The organism is Massilia cellulosiltytica (genome assembly GCF_047325105.1).
GTDB classification, from domain to species: domain Bacteria; phylum Pseudomonadota; class Gammaproteobacteria; order Burkholderiales; family Burkholderiaceae_D; genus Telluria; species Telluria orientalis.
This window is the reverse complement of the sequence record NZ_CP168562.1, coordinates 1,025,146-1,051,806: the sequence shown is the minus strand read 5'-3', so window position 1 is coordinate 1,051,806 and position 26,661 is coordinate 1,025,146. Positions and strand designations below refer to the sequence as shown.

Here is a 26,661-nt window from a genome sequence, read left to right as displayed (position 1 = left end):
ATGGAAACCGACACCCTCGACCGCAAGGTCGCACTGACCGTGGCCTTGCTGGCGTCCTTCATGGGCGTCTGCAAGGTCAAGGACGACAACATCGTGCAGGCGATGCAGCAGGCGCAGGCCGACAAGATCGACCACTGGGCCTTCTACCAGGCCCGCAACCTGCGCCAGGAACAGGCGCATACGACCCTGCTCCAGGTGCGCCTGGCCGCCGCCGGCCGCCCGGCCGGCGAGCAGGCTGGCTACACGGCCGCGATCGCGGATCTGGAAAAGCTGGAACACGACCAGGCGCAGAAGAAGAACGACGTGCTGGCGCAGGCGAAGCAAGACCAGGACACGTACGACGCGCTGAACTACCGCGACGACCAGTTCGACCTGTCCGACGCGGCGCTGGCGCTGGCCCTGTCGCTGCTGGCCGTGACGACGCTGACGCGCCAGCGCTGGCTGTATCTCGCGGCGCTGGTGCCGACGGCGATCGGCGTGTTCTATGGCGTGGCCGGGTTGGCGGGCTTGCCGTTTCACCCGAGCTGGCTGACCGGGCTACTGTCGTAAGCCTCGTACGGTAATACGTCATCCCCGCGAAGGCGGGGATCCAAGTTTGCCCGCGTCGCGGTAACGCATGCAAAATTGGCCCCCCGCCTCCGCGGGGGCGACGGTTCACGCAGTCAGTCCGAGCGCCCGCTTCTGCAGGGTGACCAGCTCGCGGATCCCCTGCTCCGCCAGGTCGAGCAGACGGTTCATCCCCGCCCGGTCGAACGCCTCGCCCTCGGCCGTGCCCTGCACTTCGACGAAATGCCCGGCCTCCGTCATCACGACGTTCATGTCGGTGTCGCAGCCCGAATCCTCGATGTAGTCCAGGTCCAGCACGGGCACGCCGCCCACGACGCCCACCGAGATCGCGGCGACGAAATGCTTGACCGGCACGGCCGGCACCAGGCCCGCCGTCACGAGCTTCGAGAACGCGTCATAGGCCGCCACCATCGCGCCCGTGATCGACGCCGTGCGCGTGCCGCCGTCGGCCTGGATCACGTCGCAATCCAGGTGCAGCGTGCGTTCGCCGAACGCTTCCAGGTCGAACGCGGCGCGCAGCGAGCGGCCGATCAGGCGCTGGATTTCCTGCGTGCGGCCGGACTGCTTGCCGCGCGCCGCCTCGCGGTCCATGCGCGTGTGCGTGGAGCGCGGCAGCATGCCGTATTCCGCGGTCAGCCAGCCCTGCCCTTTGCCCTTCAGGAAGCCCGGCACTTTTTCCTCGATGCTGGCGGTGCAGATCACCTTCGTGTCGCCGCATTCGATCAGCACGGAACCTTCGGCGTGCTTCGTGTACTGGCGGGTGATGCGGATGGCGCGCAGCTGGTCGACGGCACGGCCGCTGGGGCGGAGGGTTTGGGTCATGGATGTCCTTCGTGGTTGATTGTTTCAATTTACTTCAATATTTGCGACGACTTCTCGATGGCATCGCGGATCTCGGCGATGGCCTTCTCGATGTCGTCCTCGTCGAACGGGTCGTCCGGTGCGGGAGCCGCGGCAGGCGCATCGATGCGGCTCGTGACTTCGCCGTCGGGCACCATCTGCGTCGAGACGACGCTCGGGTCGCCCGCGGCGGCCGGCGTCCCTGCGCCCTGCCACTGGATGGCGAGCGCCGTCGTGTTGTCGCCGCGGCTGCCGGCGATGGCGGTGGCCATCGCGATCATCTCCGGCACGGCCTGCGTGATCGGCTGCGCGGACAGGCGGTGCGCGATCTCGGTGTCGGGCAGCATCGACCACAGGCCGTCGGAGCACAGCAGCAGGATATCGCCCGGCTCCAGGCTGGCCGCGCGCGACAGCTCGACCTTCGGCGGCGTCGACGCGCCCAGGCAGTTGTACAGCTTGTTGCGGTCCGGGTGCGTGGTGCGCTCGCTCGCGTCGGCCTGCCCTTTCGCGATCAGGTACTCGATGTGCGAATGGTCGCGCGTGCGCCCGAGGACCTGGCCGCGGCGCAGCCAGTACAGGCGCGAATCGCCGCAATGGGCCCAGACGGCGCTGTTGTGCTGCACGAGGCAGGCGACGATCGTCGTGCGCGGGCTGTCCGGCATCGCCTTCTCGCGCGTGTAGCGCAGGATGTCCTCGTGCGCCTGCTGCAAGGCCTCCTGCAGGAAGCGCTCGGGCTTGCGCACGTACGGCGTCGCCTGCGCCTTGAAGCGCGTGGCGATGCTTTGCAGGGCGATCGTGGCCGCGACCTCGCCGCGCAAATGGCCGCCCATGCCGTCCGCCAGCACGAGCAGCAGCGCGTCGCGCGTGTACAGATAGCCCATGCGGTCCTGGTTGAGTTTGCGGCCGCCGATGTGGCTTTGCTGGTAGACGGAAAATTGCATGGTTTATCCTCAGGCGCGTCCGCGGCCGAAGCCGATGCGTTCGACGAGGCCGCGCCAGCCGGAGGCCGGCGCCGCATCGTCGGTCTCGGGCGGCAGCCCCGCCGGCGTCGCAGGAAGGCCCGCCTGCAGCACCTTCTGCACGGCGAACACGCTCTGCGGCCGCGCCAGCGGATCGAGCGCGAGGCACGCCTTCACCATCGCCACGAGGCCCGGCGTGTACGCGCCTTCGAGCATCGCGATCTGCCCGCCCATCGTGTCGGCCGCGCGGCGCTGGTCGGCCGGCTGCGGCGGCGCGCCCGCCATGCACGCGAACATGGCGGCGCCGATGCTGTAGATGTCCGTCCACGGCCCCAGCGCGCTGCCTTTCGCGTACAGCTCGGGCGCCGCGAAGCCGGGCGTGTACATGGGCGCCAGCGTGGGCGCATCGGTGTGGATGGTCTGGCGCGCGGCGCCGAAGTCGAGCAGCATGGGCGAGCCGTCCGTGCGCAGGTAGATATTGGCCGGCTTGAGGTCCAGGTGCAGCAGCTTGTTCGCGTGGACGTCGCGCAGGCCCGCGCAGACGCCGTTGAAGACCTGGCGGATGAACGGTTCGCCGGCGCGGCTGCCTTTCGCATGGATGCGCGCGGCGACTTCCTGCAGCGAGTGGCCCGATTCGTAGGCCATCACCATATAGACCGTGTCGTTGGCGCGGAAAAAATTTAACACCCGCACGACGTTCGGATGGACGATGCGCGCCAGCGCCCTTCCCTCTTCGAAAAAGCATTTCAGGCCGATGCGGAAAACGGGCAGGTTCGCCTTCGGGATCGTGGGCGCCAGCTCACCGGGAGCCCGCAGCGCCAGGGCGCTGGGCAGGTATTCCTTGATCGCCACGGCGTTGCCGTCGGCATCATATGCAAGATAAACAATACTGAACCCGCCGGACGCAATTTTCTTTACAATGCGATATCCGCCAATTTCCAGCCCATCGGGCAGGGGAGCATTATTCTGGGCAGCCATTTGGGAAAGTATTCCTTGCTAAACACGGCGATTGTGTGGATAAATCACCGCTTTGTAAAGAATAAGGGAATCTCGCAAAACCACAGCGCGCGGCGCCACCCGCACCGCGCTGCGGCCGGCGAAGCAGATTCCGGAAATCGGGGACTCCATTGAGCATTTCTAGCATGACAGGTTATGCGGTCGCCACAAGCGAAGGCGCTGCCGGCACCCTGACGATCGAGATCAAGAGCGTCAACTCGCGCTTTCTCGACCTCCAGTTCCGCATCAACGACGAGCTGCGCGCGCTGGAGCCGGACCTGCGCTCCGCCATCATGGCGGCCATCACGCGCGGCAAGGTCGAGGTGCGGCTGTCGTTCGGCCGCAAGGCCACGACCGGCTCCCAGGCCCTGAACCAGACGCTGCTGGCCGACCTCGCGCGGCTGCAGACCGAGGTCACGCGCCACTTCGTGTCCGCCCCGCTGATGACGGTCGCGGAACTGCTGCGCTGGCCGGGCGTGATCGAGGAAGCGCAGATCGGCCAGGAATCGCTGCAGGCCGACGTCGCCGCACTCGCGGCGAAGACGATCGCCGCCTTCGTCGACAGCCGCAAGCGCGAAGGCGCGGCGCTGGAAGCGATGCTGGTCTCGCGCATCGAGGCGATGGAAGCCATCGTCAAACGCATTACCCCGCTGATCCCGCAGGTCATCGCCCAGTTCCAGCAAAAAGCCATCGAGCGCATGCAGGACGCGCTGGGCCTGGCCGGCCACGGCAACCCGCAAGTGCTCACGCGCCAGGAAGTCTTCGAACGGATTCGCCAGGAAGTCACTTTGTACGGCATCCGCATCGACGTCTCGGAAGAACTGTCGCGCCTGACGGCCCACCTGAACGAAACCCGCCACATCCTCAAGAAGGGCGGCCAGGTCGGCAAGCGCCTCGACTTCATGATGCAGGAACTGAACCGCGAAGCGAATACGCTGGGCGCCAAGGCTTCCGTCAAGGAGCTGGCCGATGCATCGATGGAGCTCAAGCTGCTCATTGAGCAGATGCGGGAACAGGTTCAAAATCTGGAATAAGCGCGACCGATCGGGTCGTGGTGAACGCGTGGCCGGGGTGACCCGTCACGCGTTCTATGCATTACCATCGAATTAACACGTAACAAAGGAACCCACCATGCTCACCAACGCTTTCTCCGGCAGCCTGTTCGTCGTCGCCGCCCCGTCCGGCGCCGGCAAGTCGACCCTGGTCAATGCGCTGCTGGCTCAGGAACCGGGCATCAAGCTGTCGATCTCGACGACGACGCGCCCGCCGCGTCCGGGCGAACAGGACGGCCGCGAATACCACTTCACCACCGCCGAGGATTTCGTCGCCCGCGCCGACCGCGGCGAATTCCTGGAATGGGCCGAGGTGCATGGCAATTACTACGGCACGAGCCGCCTGACGGTGGAACAGGAAATGAAGACGGGCATCGACATCCTGCTGGAAATCGACTGGCAGGGCGCGCGCCAGGTGAAGAAGCAGTTTCCGGACGCGGCCGGCATCTTCATCCTGCCGCCATCGATCGCGGCGCTGGAAGAGCGCCTGCACAAGCGCGGCACGGACGAGCCGCACATCATCACGCGCCGCCTGCTGGCTGCGGGGGGCGAGATCGCTCACGCTCCCGAGTTCGAGTATGCTATCATCAACGAAGAGTTCAACGTCGCCCTGTCCGAGCTGCAGGCGATTGTCAAAGCGACACGTTCGCGCTTCGCCCAACAGGCAGCCCGCAACGCCTCGCTCTTTGCCCAGTTGGGAATCCATTCTTCTTGATTTTCGGGGTCAGAGCCCGGTTTTCGTGATTTTCGGGGTCAGAGCCCGGTTTTCGCGCTTGGGCTCTGACCCCGACTGACTAGACAGAACATTCGCATATTGCCTGCCGCATCGAAGTCGCTTTGAACCTGCCCGAATCGTTACCTGATCATTAGGAGCACCACATGGCCCGCATCACCATCGAAGATTGCCTGAAAAACGTCCCGAACCGTTTCCAGCTGACCCTGGCCGCGACTTATCGCGCCCGCCAGCTGCTGCAAGGCCACACCCCGAAAGTCGAAGCCAAGGACAAGCCGACCGTCGTCGCGCTGCGTGAAATCGCCGCCGGCAAGGTTGGTCTGGAAATGCTGAAAAAAGTCCCGATGTAAGTCGGGCGGTGCCTGAGCCTATGTGGTCCATGAGTCAGTCCGTGATTCTGTTATGCTGTTTCCATACTGCGGCTGATTGTCATAACGTATGAGCTTATCGTCACCGGACTCCCTCCACTCGGGCACCAACAACAAGGCGAGCCGGCCCGGCCGGCCCGCCAACAAACCGCAGGAAGCCGAACCGGCGCCCGCTCCTGGCGTCGCGTCGATCACGCACCTCGCCGGCAAGCTCGCCGAATACCTCACCCCCGTCGAACTCAAGCGCGTCAAGGAAGCCTACCGCTTCTCGGACGAGATGCACCTCGGCCAGGTCCGCAAGTCGGGCGAGCCGTACATCTCGCACCCGATCGCCGTGGCCGAGATCTGCGCCGACTGGAAGCTGGACGCCCAGGCGATCATGGCCGCGCTGCTGCACGACGTGATCGAGGACCAGGACGTCAAGAAAGAGGAACTGCTGGAGCGCTTCGGTCCGCAGGTCGCCGACCTCGTCGACGGCCTGTCGAAGCTGGAAAAGATCGAGTTCCAGAGCGTCGTCGAAGCGCAGGCCGAAAACTTCCGCAAGATGCTGCTGGCGATGGCGTCGGATGTGCGCGTCATCCTGATCAAGCTCGCCGACCGCCTGCACAACATGCGGACGCTGGGCGTGATGGCGCCGGCCAAGAAACGCCGCATCGCGGGCGAGACGATGGAAGTCTACGTCCCGATCGCGCACCGTCTCGGCCTGAACGACATCTACCGCGAACTGCAGGATCTTTCGTTCTCGCACCTGTACCCGCTGCGCTACCGCACGCTGTCGAAGGCGATCAAGGCCGCGCGCGGCAACCGCCGCGAAGTGGTCAAGAAGATCCTCGACGCCGTCAAGAACCAGCTGTCCGCCGCCGGCCTGCCGGCCGAAGTCTACGGCCGCGAAAAGACCCTGTTCGGCATCTATAAAAAGATGCGCAACAAGCACCTGTCGTTCTCGCAGGTGCTGGACGTGTACGGCTTCCGCGTCGTCGTCGACACGGTCCCGAACTGTTACGTAGCGCTCGGCTCCCTGCATGCGCTGTACAAGCCCATGCCCGGCAAGTTCAAGGACTACATCGCGATCCGCAAGATCAATGGCTACCAGTCGCTGCACACCACCCTGATCGGCCCGTACGGCACCCCGGTCGAATTCCAGATCCGCACCCAGGAAATGCACCGCACGGCGGAATCCGGCGTGGCCGCGCACTGGCTGTACAAGACGGGCGACCAGAACATGACGGACCTGCAGCAGCGCACGCACGCGTGGCTGCAGTCGCTGCTCGACATCCAGCAGCAGACCGGCGACTCCGCCGAATTCCTCGAGCACGTGAAGGTCGACCTGTTCCCGGACTCGGTCTACGTGTTCACGCCGAAGTCGAAGATCATCGCCTTGCCGCGCGGCGCGACGCCGCTGGACTTCGCCTACAGCATCCACACCGGCATCGGCGACCACACCGTGGGCGTGAAGATCAACCACGAACCGGCATCGCTGCGCACGGAACTGCACAACGGCGACATCGTCGAGATCGAGACCGATCCCGACTCGCGCCCCAGCCCGACGTGGCTGAGCTTTGTCCGCACGGGCAAGGCGCGTTCGGCGATCCGCCATCACCTGCGCACCATCAACCTGAACGAATCCGTCGAACTGGGCCAGGAACTGCTGGGCCAGGCGCTGGGCCAGTTGGGCATCAAGACCGAACTTCTGCCTTCGATGATCGAACGCCTGCTGGCGGAGTCGTCGGCCAAGTCGATGGACGAGGTCTACGCCGACATCGGCATCGGCAAGCGCATGCCCGCACTCGTGGCGCGCCACATCGTGAGCCTGCTGGGCGGCGACGTCGCGTCCGTCCCCGCGCAACCGAGCCATGGCGCCGAGCTGGATCCGGTGACGATCTACGGCAGCGAAGGCGTGGCCGTGCAGCTGGCGCCGTGCTGCCAGCCGATCCCGGGCGACCACATCATCGGCCAGCTGCGCCGCGACCAGGGCCTGGTCGTGCACACGGCCGACTGCTCGCAGGCGAACCGCCTGCGCCTGAAGGAACCGGACCGCTGGATCCCGGTCCAGTGGGGCAGCGAACTGAACCGCCGCTTCGACTGCCGCATCCGCCTGCTGATCAACAACGAAAAGGGCATTCTCGCCCGCGTCGCCGCCGAGATCGGCGAGTCCGACGCCAACATCACGTATGTCGGCATGGACGAGGACGACGAACACATGCTGACCCAGCTGCGCTTCACGATCCAGGTCAAGGATCGCGTGCACCTGGCGCACCTGATCCGCAACCTGCGCCGCGTGGCCGGCGTCAACCGCGTGGAGCGCGAGCGGGCATAATTCCGCGCTCGTATGCGAGGCCACCGGCCTCACATACCCCGCCCCAAAGGCAGCGTACACCGGAACCCGACGTACGCCCGCTCCGCCTGCGGCCGCTCGTCGACGACGGTAAAGATCCCCGCGCCCTCCTGCGACGACCAGCTGCCGCCGCGCGCCAGCGCCCTGCCCCACCAGCTGCGGCCCGCCCGCGGCCACCAGCCCATCCCCTGCTGCATCGGCGCGCCGGGCGCCGTCGCCAGGGTGGGCGAGCCTGTCAGGAACGTGCGCGCGACGATGCCTTCCGCGTTGCCCTGCACGTCGTCGAACACCCAGCTGAACGCGTTGCCCGCCGCATCAACGATGCGCTCCCCGTTCGACAGCACGAACCAGCGCCGCTCGAGCGGATCGGGCGATGCCAGGCAAGCCGCCTGGGGGCCGTGGCGGCGGCCCAGGTGCAATCCCTGGAACAGCCGGCCGTCGCCGACGGCGCCGCCCGTCCAGTTGACGGCCTGGCCGGCGATATCGTGGGCGATGGCGAGCGCCTGCCGTTCCGTCAGCAATTCGAAGCCGGCGAGCGCACAGGCCAGGCGCGCCGCGTGGTAGCCGATCCGCACCCAAGGCGGCAGCGTCGCGCTCAGCACCACCTGTCCATCCGGTCCGCACGCCGCCAGCCAGCGCGCCACGGCGAAAGCCGGGACCTCGACGCCGCCGGGCAGCGTGGTGGCCGGCACGGCGATAAAGCCTGGCGGCAGCGCTTGTGCCAGCGCCACGGCCGCCATGTCCACATCGAGGTTGCCCATGCGCCGCTACTCAGAACATCTGGTAGACATAGGGCGACAGCTCCGCCTGCGGCCGCGCCGCCACGTACAGCGCGTGCAGGGCCCGCGCGGCCTCGGCCACCTGCGGCGCGTGCGCGGCGAGCTCGGGGTGCCCGTGCGCGCGCCAGTGCGCCGCGAGGCGCGCGCCGAATCCATCGGCGTCCAGGCATGACGGCGCGAGGAAATCGTCGAAGTCCATCGTCGTGTGCGTGCGCTGCGTGTAATAGCTGGCGAGGCGCGGATTCGGGCCCAGCGGGAACGGTGCCTGGCCGGGCGCGCAGTGGGCGGTCAAGGCATCGAACAGCGGGGCCGCAAGGGTACGCAACCCCGCTCGCAGTGCCTTGTCATCAATCGAGCTCATAGGTTTTCCTCCAGTCTTCGTCGTCCGGCAACGGCGGCTGCTCGCGGCGCCACAACACGACGTCTTCCAGCACCAGCACGTCCATCTCCGTGCGCATGAAGCAACGGTAGGCATCCTGCGGACTGCAGACGATCGGCTCGCCGCGCACGTTGAACGACGTGTTCACGAGCAGCGGACAGCCCGTCAGCCGTTCGAACGCTTCGATCAGCGCACGGAATTCAGGATGACTGTCCTCGTCGACGGTCTGGATGCGGGCCGAGTAATCGACGTGCGTGACGGCCGGGACGTCGCTGCGCGGCTGGTTGATGACCGCCATCATGTCGTCGTCGCCCGCCTCGAATGCCTGCATCTCCATCGGCCGGCGGCGCGTCGCGTTCACCGGCGCCACCATCAGCATGTACGGACTGTCGCCGTCGAAGTCGAAGTACTCGGCGCAGCGCTCGCGCAGCACGGCCGGGGCGAACGGGCGGAACGATTCGCGGAACTTGATTTTCAGGTTCATCGTCGCCTGCGTGCGTGGGTTGCGCGGGTCGCCGAGGATCGAGCGGGCGCCCAGCGCGCGCGGCCCGAATTCCATCCGCCCCGACAGCCAGCCGACGATCCTGCCCGCCGCCAGCGCCTCCGCGACGAGGGCCAGGCGCTCCGCGCGGTTCTCGATGCGCCGGTACGGATAGCCCTTGCGGTCGAGGAAGGCGAGGATTTCCTCGCTCGAATAGCGGGGCCCGAGGTAGCTGCCGCGCTGGGCGTCGCCGGCTCCGTCCGTGCGCCGGCGCGGGGCCTCGAACGCCATGTGGTGCGCCAGCAGGGCCGCGCCGAGCGCGCCGCCCGCATCGCCGGCGGCCGGCTGGATCCAGATGTCGTCGAAGATGCCGGCCGCGGCCAGCTTGCCGTTGGCGACGCAGTTCAGCGCCACGCCGCCCGCCAGCACGAGGTTGCGTTCCCCGCTCAGGCGGCGCAGATGGCGCGCCGTCCTGAGCACGATCTCCTCGGTCACCTGCTGGATGCTGGCCGCGAGGTCCATCTCGCGCCGCGTGATCGGCGTCTCGGGCTGGCGCGCCGGGCCGTCGAACAGGTCGGCGAAGCGCGGACCGGGCATCGCCATGCCGTCCAGCCAGCCGAAGCAAGCCATATCGAGCCGGTACGAGCCGTCGGTCCGGACGTCGATCAGGTGTTCGCGGATCCGGCCGGCGTAGCGCGGCCGGCCGTAAGGTGCCAGCCCCATCAGCTTGTACTCGCCGGAATTGACCTTGAAGCCGCAGAAGCTCGTGAACGCGCTGTACAGCAGTCCCAGCGAATGCGGGTAGTCGATCTCGGCGAACAGTTCCAGTTTGCGGCCGTGGCCCATGCCGAGGGTGGTCGTGGCCCATTCGCCGACGCCGTCGATCGTGAGCACGGCGGCGCTGTCGAACGGCGACGGATAGAAGGCACTGGCGGCGTGTGCCATGTGGTGCTCGGCGAACAGCACGCGGCCGGCGCGCCCGAGCGTGCCGAGCGTCTGGCGCACGTGCTCGTTCACCCAGATCTTGTCGCCCAATACCGCGCCCGCGGCCTGGACGAACAGGTCGCGCGCGGCATCGCCGTGCCGGGCGCCGGCGCAGGCGTTCTGCACGACGCGGTCGAACGTCAGCAGCGGATTGTCGTAGAAGACGATCGCATCGAGGTCGGCCGCATCGACGAAGCCTTCTTCGAGACAGTAATTGATGGCGTTGACGGGAAAAGACGGGTCGTGCTTGCGGCGCGTGAAACGCTCTTCCTGCGCGGCCGCGACGATCTCGCCGTCGTGCACCAGCGCCGCCGCCGCGTCATGGTAATAGCCGGCGATGCCCAGGATGGTGTTGCCCATGTCGCCTCCTCAGCTGGCGCGGGCCAGGCCTGCGCCCAGCATGTCCGCGATGACGGGCTGGAGCGAACGCGCGAGCGCGTCGTGGCCGGCCGGCGTGAAATGGATGTCCTTGTCCCAGCGCAGCCGGCGCCGCGTGGCGGGCGCGATGCGCAGCAGGTCGGGCAGCGGGTCGTGCAGGCGGCAGCCGAGGTCGGCGGCCAGTTCCGCGAAGCGGGCCTGGTAAGGCGCGGCATCGCACGTCTCGTCGAGGTGCTGCGGCAACGGCAGCGGCATCAGGAGCACGGGCCGGTCGAGCGCCCGGATCCACTGCGTCAGGATCGCGCGCATCAGGCGCCAGGCCGGGCTGGCGGGCGAGTCGTAGTGCGGCAGCGGCTGGTATTGCGTGAGGTGCTGGACCATGTCGCGCATGCCCAGCTTCGTGACCATCTTGCGCAGCACGAGGAAGCGTCCTCCGTGGTCCACGGCGGCGGCCTGCGCGGCGTCCAGCTCGTGTTCCTCGTACGGTTCGCGCCGCGGCGGCACCTGGCACAACTGCAACGTGCCGTTCTCGATCCGGAAATACGGCTTGGCATACAGGCGCTCGACGCCGTGCTCGTCGTGGTGCGGGCGGAATTGTGCGGCGATGCGCCGGATGTTTTCGACGAAGACGGCGATCACGACGAGGTCGTGCTCGATGTCGCGGGCGAATTCGCGCCAGATGAGGTATTGCTGGTCGGTCCCCGTCGACGACAGGCCGAAGTTGTAGACCTCGACGGGCGGCGTGCCGGCGTCGGGCAGCCGCGCTTCCAGCAGCTCGGTATAGCGCTGGCGGTTGGGCACGGCATCGCCCGCCGTGAACGAATCGCCGAACACGAGGACCCGCCGGTGCCCGGGCGTACGTGCCCGCGCGAAGGGCCGGTCGGCACGGAATCCCTGTTCGTTGACCTGGATGAGATATCCGCCGCCTTCATGCGGGATCCGCACCCGCAGACGGGGAATGTAGCGATAGCCGACGACAGGGTGATATTCGTAAAGTTGCCTCATCATTTCCTCATTTTCTTTTCCGGTCGAAATAATGATGCGTTATTTAAATACGAGGATTTTTATGCAACCTCAACTTTCCGGATTCTATGTATTTACTTTCTATCGACATATTAATTTCTAGGAATTATTTAACCCCGGAAACCAAACACACACTATTGGCGTGGCACAAACCGGAACAGGACGCGATCCCGCATATTCACTCGACCGAACCATCGTACAGAGGCGCGGAAAAAGACGTTTCGATTTGAAAAATTATTATTGGAAACGGAAATGAGCATGCGGCCACCGATCGCTGAACACAGTGCGTTATTGATCCGATACCTGATGGTTTTTCTGATCGGCTATTTTTTATTGACCGTTCACGCCGGCGCGGATATTCATAAAAAAGCGGACGCGGCCGATCCCGTACCGCAAATTGAACCCGGAAAAGCCAAGTTGGTCGATCTGGCATCGCTGCCGCCGCCATTACGGCGCACGGTCGACGATGAAATGAGGCGTCTGAGCGCGGGCGACGGCGTACTTTACGGCGACATGACGTCCGAGGAAGCGCATGACCTGGAAAGCGCCGATGGGCGGGCGTTGCCGCTGGAGGGCGCGCTGGCTCGCTTCATTGCGCATGCGACAGTGCCGCCTGCGGATGTCACGGCCAGCGATCTCGCCGGCTACACACTGGCGGGCGTGGTGCCCAAGGGGCCGGGCCAGGACGGCCCGTGGAGCAGCGTGAAGCGCGTGTACCGGCGTCCCGACGGTGTGCTCGTCATGCTGCACGAGTGGGCCTACGTGGCCGAAGGCGGCGGCGTCCTCGGCGTGCGCGAGCTGATGAATGCCTCCGTGCGGCACGGCACTGCCCGCTGTCCGGCCCAGTTCGCGATCCGGCGCGCGCCGACGGGCCAGGTCGTCTCCGAGCTGCGCTGGTTCACGGATGCCAAGGTCTTCACGCTGAGCGTGGCACAGGACGTGCTCGCCGACGGCGGCAAGGACCACGGTAAGGCGTGGATGCTGCGGCTGGCCGAAGCCATCGAATGAGCGGCCGCCCCGCTCAGGGGGCGCCGGTACGCGGATCGACCCGGAGTTCGAGTATCCGGTCGAAGGCCGCGCACGCGCCGGCACAGGCGTCCGCGATCTCGCCCGGCGTACGCACGCCGGCGCGCAGTGCCTGCATGAAGACGCGCCAGCGGGGGCCGGGGCCGGCGTCGTCGCCCTTCAGGTAGCGCAGCCCGTGCGGCGCCAGGCGTTCGCGCAGGCGCTCGTACAACACGGCACCGCCCAGTTGCGAGCCTTCGATGACGTAGTGCACACCCCAGCGGTAGGCGAGGCTGGCCGTTGCCGGCCAGGCGGCGGCATCCGTGCCGGTGCCGGCCGGCGTGGTCGACAACGCATGCCCCGCCTCGGCGAGATCGGCGTCGATCCGGGCCAGCCGTGTTGCGTGTTCGAATGGCGGGCCATCCGCGAATCCGGCCAGCCAGGCGTGCAGGGGCGCGAGCCAGGTCCGCAGCAGGGCCAGGTGGGCGGTGTAGTCGTGCAGGGAGGCGTCGGGCGCCCCAATCGGCAGGCCGGCGTCGAGCGCCGCGTGGCGGGTGGCGGTGGCCGCGCGCAGGGCGCTCAGCGGATCGGCTTCGGACGCAACGTCGGTGGAACGGTTCATGGGATGCGGGAAGCAGAAACCGCCATCTTATCAGCCACGGCACCGTCGCGCCGCGCGCCCCGCGCCGCCAGCCGGATCAGTCCGCGACCGGCTCCGGATACTCGACGCTCAGGATTTCCAGTTCGTCATTGCCTTGCGGCGTATGCAATGTGACGACGTCGCCTTCACGCGCCTTCGTCAGCGCGCGCGCCACAGGCGAGACCCAGCTGATCTTGCCTTTCAGCGGGTCCAGTTCGTCGATGCCGACGATGGTGACCGCATGCTCCTCGCCCGCCTTGTTGACGTAGGTGACGGTGGCGCCGAAGAACACCTGGTCGTTGCCGTAGTGGACGGACGGATCCACGACGAAGGCGGAATCCAGGCGCTTGGTGAGGAAGCGGATGCGCCGGTCGATTTCGCGCAGGCGGCGCTTGCCGTAGATGTAGTCGCCGTTTTCCGAGCGGTCGCCATTGGACGCGGCCCAGTGCACGACGCGCACGACTTCCGGACGGTCGACGTCGATCAGCTGCAGCAGCTCGTCCTTGATGGCCTTGTGGCCGGCCGGGGTGATGTAATTCTTGGACCCGGCGGGTATCGCCTGGGCGAGCGCCAGGGCTTCGTCATCGTCGTCGTTATCGGACTCTTTTACAAATGCCTTGTTCATGCGTCTATTGTAGCGCCTTCGACAACACGCGCGCGCCCCTGTGCCGTTCGCGTTTTCCCGTATCATGAGACCATGACACGAGCCCTTCCACGCAGCCGGATGTTCGCGCCGCTGGTGTACCTGGCGGCCGTGGTGTTGCTCGTCGAGGAATGGTGCTGGGATCTCGGCATGCGCCTCGCGCGGGCGCTCGCGCGCTGGCCCGCGCTGGCGGCGCTGGAAGCGCGCGTGCGCACCCTGCCGCCGTATGCCGCGCTGTGCGCCTTCGTGCTGCCCGGCCTGCTGCTGTTTCCGGTCAAGCTGCTGGCCCTGCTCGCCATCGCGCATGGCCACGCGTTGTCCGGCATCACGACCATCGTGGTGGCGAAGGTGGGCGGCGCGGCCGTCGTGGCGCGGATCTATGTGCTGACCTTGCCGACCTTGCTGGCGGTCGGCTGGTTCGCGCGCTGCCACGGCTGGTTCATGGGCGCCAAGACCCGCTGCCTCGACTACTGGCGCACGAGCCACGCCTGCCATCTGGCCAGCCGGGCGGCGCGCGGCCTGCGGGTGGGCTACCGGCGCCTGCTGCGCCGGCTGCGCGCAAGGCCGGCCGACGCGAGCGGCCGCCATGCCAGCCGCCTCGTGCGGGTGCTGCGCCGGTTCGTGGTCCAATGGCGTGCGCGCCGGCGCCAACCGACAGACCGATGACATGACCATGAGCCCGGACACCTTCACCCATGCCCCCGCCCTCGCGCCCGCAATGCAGGCGTCCACCACGGAAATCTATCTGTTCGACGCCGACACGCTGCGCCTCGTCGACGTCAACCAGGCCGCGCGCCGCAACCTCGGCCATGAGCTCAAGACCTTGTGCGGCATGACGCCGCTCGACCTGGCGCCCCAGCTCGACCGCGACGAACTCGTTGCCCTCATCGGCTCGCTGGGCCAGGAGATCGGCGACCAGGTCAGCCTGCGCACACGCCATCGCCGCGCCGACGGGACCACGTATCCGATCAGGCTGTGCTTCCTGCGCATCGTGCGCGACGGCCGGTCGCTGATCCTCGCGATCGGCGACGACCTGTCGCTGGAACTGGCGGCCGGCATGGCGCTCGAGCAATACCAGGCGCGCTTCAATGCCGTCGTCAACCACACGCCCGGGCTCGTCTACCAGTTCGTGCTGCATGCGGACGGCACGATGGCCTACCCGTATTTGAGCGAGGGGTGCACGGCGCTGCTGGGCCTGTCGGTGTCGGAACTGCAACAGGATCCCGGGCGCTTCTTGCGCCTGATCCTGCCGGAGGACCGCAAGGGTTACCAGGACGCGATGGAGGCGTCGAGGACGGCGCTGGCCGCGTGGAACTGGGAAGGCCGCATCTGCGTGGAGGCGTGGAACGACGTCAAATGGATCAGCCTGCGCGCGACGCCCTTGCCGCTGATTGGAGGCGGTGTCCAGTGGGACGGCATCATGACGAACGTCACCGCGAGCAAGCTGGAGCAGGAAGAAACCCGGCGGTCGCGCGCGCGGCTGGCCGAGCTGACGGACCACATCCAGCAGGTCAAGGAACAGGAACGGGCCCGCATCGCGCGCGAGATCCACGACGACCTGGGCGGCAATCTCACGGCGATCAAGATGGCGCTGTCGATGCTCGCGGCGCGCCTGCCGGACGATCCTGCCCTGCGCGACAAGGCGGATTACCTGGACGACCTCGTCGACCGCACGATCGAGGCCGTGCACCGCATCTCGCTGGACCTGCGTCCCAGCACGCTCGACCTGGGCCTCGTCGCCGCGCTCGAATGGCAGGCACGCGAATTCGAAAAGCAGATGGGCATCGCCTGCGTGTTCCGCAGCGCCGACAAGGAAATCGACCTCGATCCGGACCAGGCGGCCGCGCTGTTCCGCATCTTCCAGGAAGCGCTGACGAATATCGCGAAACACGCGGGCGCCACGCGCGTGACGGTCAGCCTGCGCCGCCAGCGCCAGCACCTGACGCTCGGCATCTGCGATAATGGCCGCGGCATCACGCCCGCCGACCGTCTCAAGCCCCAGTCGTTCGGCCTGCGCGGCATGAGCGAGCGCGCCCGGGCGCTGGGCGGCACGCTCACCCTGTCGCAGGCCCCTGGAGGCGGCACGATGGTCGTCGTCAAGATCAGGCTGGCCGCCCCCGCGGCCGGACGCAGCGAAACCACCCGAGCATGACAGAAAAAGCCAGCATCCGCGTTTTTATTGCAGACGACCACGCCATCGTGCGCGAAGGCCTGAAACAAATCCTCGCCGAACAGCGCGACATCGTTGTCGCGGGCGAAGCCGAGACCGGCCTCGACGCCGTCAAGCTGTTCCGCAAATCGCGCTGCAACGTGGTGCTGCTCGACATCTCCCTGCCCGACCGCAACGGCATCGAAGTGCTCAAGCAGATCAAGAGCGAACAGCCGGACCTGGCCGTGCTGATGCTGTCCATGCACCGCGAAGACCAGTACGCGATACGCTCGCTGAAGGCGGGCGCGGCCGGGTATCTGACCAAGCAGAGCGCGCCGAAGGAACTCGTCAACGCGATCCGCCAGGTGGCGGGCGGCCAGCGCTACGTCAGCGCCCAGCTGGCCCAGGTGCTGGCGGCCCAGCTGGGCGAGAACCACGAAGCGCCCGTGCACGAAGCGCTGTCCGACCGCGAATACCAGACCCTCACCATGATCGCCTCCGGCAAGACCGTCAGCGAGATCGCGCGCGAACTCTCGCTGTCGGTGAAGACGGTCAGCGAGTACCGCTCGCGCCTGCTGGCCAAGATGAAACTCAAGACCAGTGCCGAACTGACCCACTACGCCATCCGCAACCAGCTCATTGACTGAATTGTGCTTTGTCAATACAGTCGGTGAGAAAGAGTGGTAATTCCGCGTCTGATCTGCGATTTGATTTTTTGGCAGCGGCTTACCATGGCGACAATAAGAATTCCATATTGCAACGTCCAAAATGTCCAGTCCACCACGCCCGCCGGGGGTTCCCGGTCTGAACCCTGCGGAAATCGCACGCGAAGCGTTCCGCCGGCTCGCCACGCGGCGCATCGCGCCGACGCCGGACGCCTATCGCGAGATCTATAACGAGATCGCCGGCGTCGACGTCCTGCCGCCTCCAGCCCCTCCCGCGGACCCGGGCGCGGAACACGTGCTGTCCGGCTTCGCGCACAAGCTGGCCGACACGCCCGGCGAACTGGCCGAGTTCGGCGCCCGCTTCAACCGCGCCGTCAAGCAGCGCGACTGGGACGGCTATGCACGCACGCTGTCTCAGCTGGCCGAGAAACACCTGCGCCGCCACACGCACCCCGCGATGTCGCTGGGCGTGGAGAACGGCGAAGCGAAGCTGCTGCGCGACCTGCTCAGCCGCACGCTGACGTTCGCCGTCGCGTCGCTGCTGGCGGGCACCCCGAACCTGTCGGGCGAAGCGGAATCGCTGGGCGCCGCCGTCAAGGTCGCGCACAGCGAGGAAGCGCTGCAGGAAATCGCGGGGCGCCTGAAGGACTTGTGCTACCAGATCGAGCTGAAGAGCGGCGACACGGCCGAACAGCAGGAACTGCTGCTGCGCCTCTTTAAACTGCTGCTGGAAAACGTATCCGAACTGCTGGACGACGACAGCTGGATGCGCGGCCAGATCGCCGCCGTGCAGGACCTGATCGCCGGTCCGCTCGACCATCGCGCGCTGGAAGACGCCACGCGCAGCCTGAAGGACGTCATCTACAAGCAGGGGCAGCTGAAGCACGGCATCGCGGACGTCAAGGCGACCGTCAAGAACATGATGATGACGTTCATCGACCGTCTCGGTTCCGTGGCGGCGTCGACGGGAGATTTCCACGAAAAGATCGGCGGCTTTTCCGAGCGCATCCGCGGTGCCGGGAATATCGAGGAACTCAACGTGGTGCTGGAAGAAGTGCTGCGCGAAACGAAGATCGTGCAGGCCGAGGCGATGGCCTCGCGCGACCGCATGCTGGCCGCGCACCAGGAGGTGCAGGAAGCGGAGGCGCGCATCAAGGATCTGGAAGCGAAGCTGCAGCACATGAGCGAACTGGTGCGCGAGGACCAGTTGACGGGCAGCCTCAACCGGCGCGGCCTGGACGACGTGTTCGAGCGCGAAAGCGCCCGCGCCGACCGCCGCGGCACGCCGCTGTGCGTGGCCCTGCTCGACCTGGACAATTTCAAGAAGCTCAACGACACCTATGGCCACCTCGCGGGCGACAACGCCCTGCGCCACCTCGTGAAGGTCGTGCGGGACACCTTGCGCTCGATGGACGTGATCGCCCGCTTCGGCGGCGAGGAATTCCTCATCCTGTTGCCAGAAACGAATGTCGAAGCGGCATCGGCAGCGATGGTGCGCGTGCAGCGCGAGCTGACGAGGCATTTCTTCCTGCACGAAAACGAGAAGATGCTGATCACGTTCTCGTGCGGCGTGGCCTTGCGCCATCCGAACGAGGAGCAGGCCAGCCTGATGGCGCGCGCGGACAAGGCCATGTACCAGGCCAAGCAGAGCGGCAAGAACCGCGTCGTGGTGGCTGACTGACAAGCCCGGCCACGGAAAAATAATTTTTTTTCGCCCTAAAGTTCCCGAATTCGTCGCCGCCAAGGCAGGCCCGCTTCCGGCGGCGACACAAAAATTTCGATTTTTTTCGCTCTCGCCCTCTAAACTTTTTCCGTAGAGCACCGTTACCTGCATCAACAGCGGTTTGAATGTCACAGAACAGCGTGACAGACCAAAGTGATTCTGAGTGGCACGTCGCCACGCCCTGCAAGACCAAGTCTGGAGAGACACCATGTCGTCCGTTATCAATACCAACGTTGCATCCCTGAACGCTCAGCGTAACCTGTCCACCTCGCAATCTTCGCTCAACACCTCGATCCAGCGCCTGTCGTCGGGCCTGCGCATCAACAGCGCAAAAGACGACGCCGCCGGTCTGGCAATTTCGGACCGTATGAATTCGCAGATCCGTGGCATGAACCAGGCAACCCGCAACGCGAACGACGGCGTGTCGATGGCCCAGACGGCCGAAGGCGCCCTGTCGAGCTCGGGCGACATGCTGCAGCGTATCCGCGAACTGGCCGTGCAATCCTCGAACTCCTCGAACTCGGCCAGCGACCGTAAAGCCCTGCAGACCGAAGTGTCGCAGCTCACCTCGGAACTGAACCGCATCGCCAGCACCACCGAATTCAACGGCACCAAGCTGCTGGACGGCTCGATGGGCACCGCCAACTTCCAGGTCGGCGCCAACGCCAACCAGCTGATCTCGATGACCGGTTCGAATTTCAGCACGTCCGTCTATGGCAATAACACGACGACCACCGACGGCCAGATCGATACCGGCGCGATCGTCGGCGGTACGGCCGCAATGGTCATCAACGGCAGCCAGGGCACGGCAAAGGTCGACATCTCCGCGAACAGCACCGCCAAGGATGCGGCTGCCGCCATCAACAACAAGTCCGCCGATTCCGGCGTGACCGCGACTGCAACCACCAGCGTGGGGTTCCAGGGCACGGCTGGCGTCGCCTACACGCTGGCGCTGGGGTCCGACAATTCGACCGACATCAGCGTGGCATTCAAGATCGGCTCCGGCACCGGCACGGCGGACGACTACGCGGCGGCAATCAGCGCGTTCAACGCGCAGAGTGCAAAGACGGGTGTGACGGCATCGTACGATGCGGACGCCAAAGGTCTGAAGCTGACCAACGCCAGCGGCAACGATATCAAGCTGACCGAACTGGACACGGCTGCGGACGGCAAGATCGCCGCCTACGACGGCGCGGGCGCCGCGGGTACGTTCGCCGCAGTGTCGGCGACCGTCGGCACGCCGAGCATCGCCAAGGGCACGATCACGCTCGACTCGAGCGAAAGCTTCTCGGCCACCGACACCAGCGGCTTTGGTCTGGCAACCTCGTCGAATCTGAAAAAAGTGTCGGATATCGACGTCGGCAGCTTCGCCAACGCCCAGCAGGCAATCAAGATCGCCGATGCCGCCCTGGCCAAGGTCAACGACCAGCGCGCCCAGCTCGGCGCACTGCAGTCGCGCTTCAGCTCGGCGATTTCGAACCTGCAGTCGTCGACCGAGAACCTGTCGGCATCGCGCAGCCGTATCGTCGACACCGACTTCGCTTCGGAAACCGCGAACATGACCCGCGGCCAGATCCTGCAGCAGGCCGGCACCTCGATGCTGGCCCAGGCAAACTCGCTGCCGAACGGTGTCCTGTCGCTGCTGCGTGGCTAATCAGTCGCAATAAGCCACCAATAGCGGTGTAAAGTGATTCCTCGGCTGGAGTAATTCAGCCGAGGAATTTTTGCTAGGAAACTCATCATGAACATACTACCAGTGGGTTCACCTGTTTCTCCCCGTGTGGAGGACCGTCCGGCCCAGCCGGCGACGCCGACGGGTGAGACGGAGTCGGCCGGCAAGAGCAAGCTTGCCGACGGCGCCAAGCCGTCGCGCGAGGATGTGTCGGCCGCTGTCAGGAAGATGAACGACGCCATGCTGGGTTCGTCGCAAAGCCTGCAATTCTCGATCGACGAGGACAGCAAGGACATCGTGGTCAAGGTTATCGACCAGAGCACGAAGGAGGTCGTCCGTCAGATCCCTTCGAAGGAAGCGCTGCAGATCGCCAAGTCGATCGACAAGATGCAGCAGGGCCTCCTCATCAACCAGACGGCCTGAGCGCTCAATGTCCGCTTCACCGTGAAGCGTGGGCCCGCGGCCCGCGCTTCCTGCCCTATTCCCTTTCTCTATTGCATTTTTCCTACCAAATTGTTCTGGCACGGAAATAACGCACATTTCCCACTCTCAAGTACCGTTTGCTTCTGTCGATAATGACTTACATTATCGCTTTCACAGGAGAAACAAGTGGGAATCAGCTCACCTGGTATCGGCTCCGGCCTCGACGTCAACGGTCTCGTCAGCAAGCTGATGTCGGCCGAATCGGCGCCGCTCGACAATTACGACAAGAAAACGACTGACTACCAGACCAAGCTGCAGGCGTACGGCAAGGTCAGTGCGGCAGTCGGCGTTTTCCAGGGTGCGCTGACGACGCTGAACTCGGCCAATACCTTCAGCGCGCTGACCAGCTCGTCCAGCAACAAGGATCTCCTGACGGCGACCCCTGGCGCGGGCGCCGTGCCCGGCAAGTACAAGATCAACGTCAGCCAGCTCGCGCAGGCGCAAAGCCTCATGACGGGCGGCCAGGCCAGCAATACGGCGCAGATCGGCGACGGCGCCAAGACGACGCTCACGTTCCAGTTCGGCAGCATCGGTGGCGGCACGTTCGGCATGGCTGGCGCCGCACTGAGCCTGGCCAGCGCAGCGTCCGGCATCGCGACCGGCTCGCTGACCATCAACGGCACCGCGATCAGCACGAACGGCACGACGCGCAGCGCGCGCGACCTCGCCTCGGCCATCAACGACGAAACGGATACGACGGGCGTCACGGCCAAGGCCGGCATCACGTCCACCTCGGCCACGATGTTCGGCACCTTCGGCGACGTGGCGGTCACTTCCGGCAACTATGCGTTGACCGTGGGCGGTGTCCAGCTGGCCAGCTCGGACGGCAGTACCACCGTCACGGCCGCGTCGCTCGACACCGCGCTCGGCACGAACAACGTCAAGAACCAGTTGGCCGCCGCCAACATCACGTTCACCGGCTCGGCCGCCACCCACGACCTGCAGTTCTTCGCGGCCGACGGTTCCAACATCAACGTCACGGAAGCCGTCAGCGGCACCGTCACGGGCGGCATCGGCCTCGCTCCCGGCGCGGCCAACACGGGCTCGGACGCCACCAGTACGGCCGGCATCACGCTGAGTTCGAAAGACGGCAGCCAGATCCTCGTCGGCGGCAACAACCCGGCCGCGGCGGGCCTCACGGCCGGCAGCGCCGGCAGCTACCTCGGCGCCGGATTCACCCAGGATGGCAGCCAGGCCAGCGGCACCGTGACGCTGGACACGAAGGACCAGACCCTGCAGGGCATCCGCGACGCCATCAACAAGGCCAACGTGGGCGTCACCGCCACCATCGTCTCGGACGGCAGCGACAACCCGTACCACCTCGTGATCACGTCGAACAAGACGGGCGAGAAGTCGGCCATGAAGATCACCGTGGATGGCGCCGACGGCGGCCCCGTCAACGCCGGCCTCGCCAGCCTGCTGGCCTATGATCCGAGCGGCACGCAGGCCCTCACGCAGACGAGCGGCGCGCAGGACAGCAAGCTGACCATGAATGGCATCGCGGTCAGCAGTGCCGACACGACGGTGGAAGACATCATCCAGGGCGTAAGCCTGGACCTGTCCACGACCGGCAGCACGACGCTGACCGTGTCGCAGAACAAGAGCGCGGTGACGGATGCCATCAACGGCTTCGTCAAGGCCTACAACGACCTGAACAAGACGATTTCCGGTCTCTCGAGCTACAACGCCGACACCAAGACGGGCGGCGTGCTGCAGGGCGATTCGGCCGTCCGTTCGATCCAGACCCAGTTGCGGCGCGCGCTGGGCACCAAGGTCGAAGGCCTGGACAGCAGCCTGTCGAACCTCAGCCAGATCGGCGTCTCGTTCCAGAAGGACGGCAGCCTGGCGCTCGACTCGACCAAGCTGAACAAGGCCATGTCCAGCAACTTCAGCGACATCAGCGGCCTGTTCGCGGCCGTCGGCGCGGCCAGCGACGGCAACATCACGTTCGATAAATCGACGGCGGCCACCAAGCCGGGCGAGTATGCCGTGAACGTCACGCACATGGCCACGCAGGGCACGCTGACCGGTGCCAATCCCCTGTCCGGCCCGACGACGATCGCCTCGAACACCACCTGGACCGTCACGCTGAACCAGACGGATCCGGCCACGGATTCGAAAGTCCAGAACATCACGATCCCGGCCGGCACATATGCGAACGATCAGCTCGCGTCGATGCTGCGCGCCGCCATCAACGGCAACGCCACGTTCGCGAACGCCGGCGACGCGGTCGAGACCTCGGTGGACGGCACCGGCCACCTGTCGATCTCGTCCAGCAAATACGGCTCGACGTCGAACATCTCGATTTCCAGCGTCACGGGCACGGCCGTCAGCGACCTCTTCGGTAGCGCCACGCCGGCCGTCGGCACCGACATCGAAGGCACCATCGGCAACGTCGCCGCGACGGGTAACGGCCAGTCGCTGACGGCGGCCGACGGTTCGCCGGCGGCGGGCATCCAGATCACGGTCAAGACCGGCACCACCGGCGACCGCGGCACGGTGACCTTTTCGCAAGGCTATGCCTACCAGCTGACGAACCTCGCCGCGAGCTTCACCGGCTCGGGCAGCGTACTCAACAGCAAGACCGACGGCCTGAACGCCAGCATCAAGGCAGTGGCCAAACAGCGTGACGCCTTCAGCGATCACCTGACCCAGTTGGAAGCCATGTATCGAAAACAATTTACCTCGCTCGACACCATGCTGCAGTCGATGCAAAGCACCCAAAGCTATCTGACGCAGCAGTTGGCAGCCCTCGCGGCCAACCGATAACTGGATTTTTGGAGAACCACCATGTTTGGAAACATGAAACGCGGCGTCAACGCCTATCACAACGTGAGCCTCGAGACCGGCATCACGTCGGCCTCGCCCCACAAGCTGATCGTCATGCTGTACGACGGTGCCCTCGTCGCGCTGCTCGGCGCCAAGACGAACATCGCCGCCGGCAACATCGCCGCCAAGGGTTCGGCCATCTCGAAAGCCATCTCGATCATCGACAACGGCCTGCGCGCGTCGCTCGACAAGAACGCCGGCGGCGAGATCGCCGCCAACCTCGACGCCCTGTACGACTACATGAGCCGCCGCCTCCTGCACGCGAACCTGAAGAACGACGTGACCATCATCGACGAAGTGCACGGCCTGCTGGCCGACCTGCGCGGCGCGTGGTTGGAAATCGGCGACAAGGTCCAGCAGCCGCAGCAGGTCGCCGCGCCCACGGCCATGCCGAAAGCCCCGACCCTGGCGAGCGCATGATGGGAGCCACGACGATGATGACGAATACCGAAATCGCCTCGCTGTACGAAGCCATGGTCGGCATCACCGACCAGATGCTGGCCGCCGCCGCCGCGGCCGACTGGGACCGCCTGCTCCAGCTCGAACACCAGTGCGCCGCCTGCGTGCGCCAGCTGAAGGACAATGGCGACACGCCGCTGGCCGGCCAGGAACGCGTGCGCAAGGTCAACGCCATCCGCAAGATGCTCGATTCCGACCGCAAGATCCGCGACCTGACCCAGCCGTGGATGGCGAAGCTGCAGGCCATGATCTCGAACAAGACCGTCGAACGCCGCGTCGCGCGCGCCTACGGCGTCTGACCTGAACGATGCTGCCGCGCGATAGCGTCTCGCTGACCCCGGTCGCGGCAGCCCGTCCCGCCTTACCCGTCGGCGACCCGCGCCAGCAAGCCTTTGCGCGCGCGCTCGCCAACCTCGTGGGCCAGGCTATGCCGGCCGACGTGTTGGCGAAACTGCCCGACGGCAGCTTCGTCGTGCGCATCAACGACATGGCGGCGCGCATGCCGCTGCCCCAGGGCGTCCAGGTCGGCACGCAGGTGCCGCTGACCCTCGTGACGGTCGCGCCGCGGCCCATGTTCCAGGTCCAGACGGGCCAGGGGGCCCCCGCCTTCGCCGAAGCCGGCCCGCCGCTGCCGGAAGGCGCCAGCCCGCAGGCGTTTACGCTCGCTTATCTCGAAGGCAAGGATGCCGCCGCGCTGACGCGCACGGCCGCCTTGCTCGCGGGCACGCGCGGTCTCGCGCAACTGCCGGGCGGCGCGGCCGACGGCGCCAACACGTCGCTCAGCACGGCCGGCAAGATGCTGGGCGACGTCATCGCGGCCGCGCAGAAAGCGGACACACAAGCCACCGCCGCGGTCGGCCGCACGCCGCTGCTGGGCGGGCCGTCGACGGACGCCGGCGCCATCGCGCAGGCGCTGAAGGACGGCCTCGGCAAGAGCGGCCTGTTCTACGAATCGCACGTGGCCGAATGGGCCGAAGGCGCCCGCCCCCGCGCCGACCTCGCGGCCGAACCGCAGGCGCGCGGCATGCCGCCGCCCACCGATCCGAACACGGCCCAGTTCATCAACCTGCAGCTGAATGCACACGAACAGGGCCGCGCCGCCTGGCAGGGCCAGTTGTGGCCGGGCCGCGACATGCAGTGGGACGTCGAACGGGACGCTTCCGGCGGCCAGGATGGCAGCGACGATGACGAACACGGCGGCACGTGGCAGAGCAGCCTGCGCCTGCGCTTCGGCGCATTGGGCGAGGTGGCGGCGCGCGTCGTGCTGTCCGGCGGCCAGTTGCACATCCGCCTCGATGCCGAGGACGAATCGGTCAAAGGCTTGCTGGATGCGCAGCGCGCGCGCCTGGCCGATGCGCTCGACGCGGCCGGCACGCCGCTCTCCACGCTCACCATCCATGACGATGGACAACGATAAGCCGACGCGCCGCCAGAGCGCCGTGGCACTGGCCTACGGTGCCGGCGATGCCGCGCCGAAGGTCGTCGCCAAGGGCAAGGGTCTCGTCGCCGAACAGATCATCGGCCGCGCGCAAGAGGCCGGTGTGTTCGTGCACGAATCGAAGGAACTGGTGGCGTTGCTGATGAAAGTCGATCTCGATCGCCAGATCCCGCCGGCCCTCTACCGCGCCATTGCCGAACTATTGGCCTGGCTCTATTATATTGAATCCGCGCAAGTTTCCGGGCAGACACCACCGCCCGCACCGGACACGGCACGCCTCCTCCCACCCCAAGAAAGCACTCCGGTTGACACAGATGCAAGCAATCACTGACGCCGAATTAGAAGCCTGGCACGACTACGAAGTCGAGTCGCCCAGGGAGATCGTGGCCCTGCTGCGCCAGATCGCCGAAAAGAACCAGCTGATCCGCATGCTGATCAAGGGCGAGGCGGACGTCTGCGTCACGTCGCTGCTGGCCGTCGATCCGGATGCGGGCACCGTCGTCATCGACTGCTCCGTCAGCCCCGAGCAGAACACGCGCATCGTGGCGGCCGGCACGGTCCGGTGCGACACGTCGCTGGACAAGATCCGCATCGTATTCGGCCTGGACAACCTGCGCGAAGTGCAATTCGAAGGCGGGACCGCGCTGTCCGCCGCGATTCCCGCGAGCCTGATCCGCCTGCAGCGGCGCGAGTTCTACCGCATGCCGACGCCGGTGACGAATCCCGTGCGGGCGACGATCCCCCTGCCGGCCGAGCTGGGCGGCGGCACCGCCGTGTTCCCGCTGGCCGACATCAGCTGCGGCGGGGTCGCGATCCACGACAGCAAGCTGCAGCTCGGCACGACCATCGGCGACACCTTCCCGAACTGCCGCATCGACCTGCCGGAAATCGGCCCGGTGACCTGCTCGCTGCAAGTCCGCAACTCGATCGACATGACGCTGCTCAACAACAAGACGAGCCGCCGCCTCGGTTGCCAGTTCGTCGACATCTCGCGCGGCAACCTGGCCGCCGTGCAACGCTACATCACCAAGCTCGAACGCGAACGCAACGCCCGCCTGGCCGGCCTGGCCTGACAATTCGG

Annotated in this window: 27 protein-coding genes; 18 read left to right on the top strand and 9 right to left on the bottom strand. The window is 66.2% G+C overall.

All coding sequences use genetic code 11. The features are described from left to right. Complete coding sequence (locus tag ACEN9H_RS04685; RefSeq protein WP_056136343.1) at positions 1–549, top strand: DUF4337 domain-containing protein; 549 nt, start codon at positions 1–3, stop codon at positions 547–549. Between the two features lie 105 nt (positions 550–654). Here the strand turns inward: ACEN9H_RS04685 and rph are convergent, their stop codons facing one another. From rph to ACEN9H_RS04670, 3 genes are read right to left on the bottom strand one after another with little or no spacing between them, the layout of a single operon-like run. Further along, complete coding sequence (gene rph / locus ACEN9H_RS04680; protein WP_160410201.1) at positions 655–1,389, bottom strand: ribonuclease PH; 735 nt, start codon at positions 1,387–1,389, stop codon at positions 655–657. A gap of 29 nt (positions 1,390–1,418) precedes the next feature. After that, a complete protein-coding gene (locus ACEN9H_RS04675) occupies positions 1,419–2,348 on the bottom strand; it encodes a PP2C family protein-serine/threonine phosphatase (protein ID WP_413673921.1) in 930 nt (309 codons plus the stop codon). A 9-nt stretch (positions 2,349–2,357) separates the two neighbouring features. Further along, entirely contained in the window at positions 2,358–3,344 is a 987-nt protein-coding gene (locus ACEN9H_RS04670; protein ID WP_413673920.1) for a serine/threonine protein kinase, read from the bottom strand. A 164-nt stretch (positions 3,345–3,508) separates the two neighbouring features. Between ACEN9H_RS04670 and ACEN9H_RS04665 the strand changes: the two genes are divergently transcribed. The 4 genes from ACEN9H_RS04665 to ACEN9H_RS04650 all read left to right on the top strand — a co-directional run bounded on the left by ACEN9H_RS04665 (position 3,509) and on the right by ACEN9H_RS04650 (position 7,832). Then, complete coding sequence (locus tag ACEN9H_RS04665) at positions 3,509–4,396, top strand: YicC/YloC family endoribonuclease (RefSeq protein ID WP_413383363.1); 888 nt, start codon at positions 3,509–3,511, stop codon at positions 4,394–4,396. Between the two features lie 97 nt (positions 4,397–4,493). After that, positions 4,494–5,129: a guanylate kinase gene (gmk, locus tag ACEN9H_RS04660; RefSeq protein WP_413673919.1), complete on the top strand. Its 636-nt coding sequence runs from the start codon at positions 4,494–4,496 to the stop codon at positions 5,127–5,129. Positions 5,130–5,293: 164 nt separating this feature from the next. Then, positions 5,294–5,497: a DNA-directed RNA polymerase subunit omega gene (rpoZ, locus tag ACEN9H_RS04655; protein ID WP_005665923.1), complete on the top strand. Its 204-nt coding sequence runs from the start codon at positions 5,294–5,296 to the stop codon at positions 5,495–5,497. An 88-nt stretch (positions 5,498–5,585) separates the two neighbouring features. Next, entirely contained in the window at positions 5,586–7,832 is a 2,247-nt protein-coding gene (locus ACEN9H_RS04650; RefSeq protein WP_056136332.1) for a RelA/SpoT family protein, read from the top strand. Positions 7,833–7,861: 29 nt separating this feature from the next. Here the strand turns inward: ACEN9H_RS04650 and ACEN9H_RS04645 are convergent, their stop codons facing one another. Genes ACEN9H_RS04645 through ACEN9H_RS04630 form a run of 4 tightly spaced genes read right to left on the bottom strand, consistent with a single transcriptional unit; the run spans position 7,862 to position 11,859 of the window. Then, positions 7,862–8,611 carry a hypothetical protein gene (locus ACEN9H_RS04645; protein ID WP_413673918.1) on the bottom strand — a complete coding sequence of 250 codons (750 nt, stop codon included), beginning with the start codon at positions 8,609–8,611 and terminating at the stop codon, positions 7,862–7,864. Positions 8,612–8,621: 10 nt separating this feature from the next. After that, a complete protein-coding gene (locus ACEN9H_RS04640) occupies positions 8,622–8,990 on the bottom strand; it encodes a hypothetical protein (RefSeq protein ID WP_156403715.1) in 369 nt (122 codons plus the stop codon). After that, on the bottom strand, positions 8,977–10,833 hold the full coding sequence (locus ACEN9H_RS04635) for a carbamoyltransferase (protein ID WP_413673917.1): 1,857 nt from the start codon (positions 10,831–10,833) through the stop codon (positions 8,977–8,979). Before ACEN9H_RS04635 ends, ACEN9H_RS04640 begins: the two co-directional genes overlap by 14 nt. Before the next feature lie 9 nt (positions 10,834–10,842). Next, positions 10,843–11,859 (bottom strand): SGNH/GDSL hydrolase family protein, encoded by a 1,017-nt coding sequence (locus ACEN9H_RS04630; protein ID WP_413673916.1) that lies wholly within the window; start codon positions 11,857–11,859, stop codon positions 10,843–10,845. 273 nt (positions 11,860–12,132) lie between these two features. On the opposite strand from ACEN9H_RS04630, the gene ACEN9H_RS04625 reads away from it, so the two are divergent. After that, on the top strand, positions 12,133–12,882 hold the full coding sequence (locus tag ACEN9H_RS04625) for a hypothetical protein (RefSeq protein WP_413673915.1): 750 nt from the start codon (positions 12,133–12,135) through the stop codon (positions 12,880–12,882). A 13-nt stretch (positions 12,883–12,895) separates the two neighbouring features. Here ACEN9H_RS04625 and ACEN9H_RS04620 read toward each other — a convergent pair whose 3' ends face one another. Then, on the bottom strand, positions 12,896–13,501 hold the full coding sequence (locus ACEN9H_RS04620; RefSeq protein ID WP_413673914.1) for a biliverdin-producing heme oxygenase: 606 nt from the start codon (positions 13,499–13,501) through the stop codon (positions 12,896–12,898). A 76-nt stretch (positions 13,502–13,577) separates the two neighbouring features. Continuing rightward, entirely contained in the window at positions 13,578–14,144 is a 567-nt protein-coding gene (greB, locus tag ACEN9H_RS04615; protein WP_056136321.1) for a transcription elongation factor GreB, read from the bottom strand. 72 nt (positions 14,145–14,216) lie between these two features. Between greB and ACEN9H_RS04610 the strand changes: the two genes are divergently transcribed. From ACEN9H_RS04610 to ACEN9H_RS04555, 12 genes are all read left to right on the top strand, one after another. Next, on the top strand, positions 14,217–14,828 hold the full coding sequence (locus ACEN9H_RS04610) for a hypothetical protein (RefSeq protein WP_413673913.1): 612 nt from the start codon (positions 14,217–14,219) through the stop codon (positions 14,826–14,828). Positions 14,829–14,835: 7 nt separating this feature from the next. Then, positions 14,836–16,314 carry a histidine kinase gene (locus ACEN9H_RS04605; RefSeq protein WP_413673912.1) on the top strand — a complete coding sequence of 493 codons (1,479 nt, stop codon included), beginning with the start codon at positions 14,836–14,838 and terminating at the stop codon, positions 16,312–16,314. Further along, the gene (locus tag ACEN9H_RS04600) at positions 16,311–16,958 is read left to right on the top strand and encodes a response regulator (RefSeq protein WP_371767761.1); all 648 of its coding nucleotides are present in this window, start codon (positions 16,311–16,313) and stop codon (positions 16,956–16,958) included. Before ACEN9H_RS04605 ends, ACEN9H_RS04600 begins: the two co-directional genes overlap by 4 nt. A gap of 121 nt (positions 16,959–17,079) precedes the next feature. Beyond that, the gene (locus tag ACEN9H_RS04595) at positions 17,080–18,657 is read left to right on the top strand and encodes a GGDEF domain-containing protein (RefSeq protein WP_413673911.1); all 1,578 of its coding nucleotides are present in this window, start codon (positions 17,080–17,082) and stop codon (positions 18,655–18,657) included. 250 nt (positions 18,658–18,907) lie between these two features. After that, complete coding sequence (locus ACEN9H_RS04590; protein WP_413673910.1) at positions 18,908–20,353, top strand: flagellin; 1,446 nt, start codon at positions 18,908–18,910, stop codon at positions 20,351–20,353. Between the two features lie 87 nt (positions 20,354–20,440). Then, positions 20,441–20,794: a flagellar protein FlaG gene (locus tag ACEN9H_RS04585; protein WP_413673909.1), complete on the top strand. Its 354-nt coding sequence runs from the start codon at positions 20,441–20,443 to the stop codon at positions 20,792–20,794. Positions 20,795–20,980: 186 nt separating this feature from the next. Beyond that, entirely contained in the window at positions 20,981–23,623 is a 2,643-nt protein-coding gene (gene fliD, locus ACEN9H_RS04580; protein WP_056136308.1) for a flagellar filament capping protein FliD, read from the top strand. Between the two features lie 21 nt (positions 23,624–23,644). Continuing rightward, positions 23,645–24,103: a flagellar export chaperone FliS gene (fliS, locus tag ACEN9H_RS04575; RefSeq protein ID WP_056136306.1), complete on the top strand. Its 459-nt coding sequence runs from the start codon at positions 23,645–23,647 to the stop codon at positions 24,101–24,103. A 14-nt stretch (positions 24,104–24,117) separates the two neighbouring features. Further along, positions 24,118–24,441 (top strand): flagellar protein FliT, encoded by a 324-nt coding sequence (locus tag ACEN9H_RS04570; protein ID WP_056136887.1) that lies wholly within the window; start codon positions 24,118–24,120, stop codon positions 24,439–24,441. 8 nt (positions 24,442–24,449) lie between these two features. After that, positions 24,450–25,559: a flagellar hook-length control protein FliK gene (locus tag ACEN9H_RS04565; protein ID WP_160410190.1), complete on the top strand. Its 1,110-nt coding sequence runs from the start codon at positions 24,450–24,452 to the stop codon at positions 25,557–25,559. Further along, complete coding sequence (locus ACEN9H_RS04560; RefSeq protein ID WP_160410326.1) at positions 25,546–25,911, top strand: EscU/YscU/HrcU family type III secretion system export apparatus switch protein; 366 nt, start codon at positions 25,546–25,548, stop codon at positions 25,909–25,911. Before ACEN9H_RS04565 ends, ACEN9H_RS04560 begins: the two co-directional genes overlap by 14 nt. After that, complete coding sequence (locus ACEN9H_RS04555) at positions 25,895–26,653, top strand: flagellar brake protein (RefSeq protein WP_413673908.1); 759 nt, start codon at positions 25,895–25,897, stop codon at positions 26,651–26,653. Before ACEN9H_RS04560 ends, ACEN9H_RS04555 begins: the two co-directional genes overlap by 17 nt. Positions 26,654–26,661: the final 8 nt, after the last annotated feature.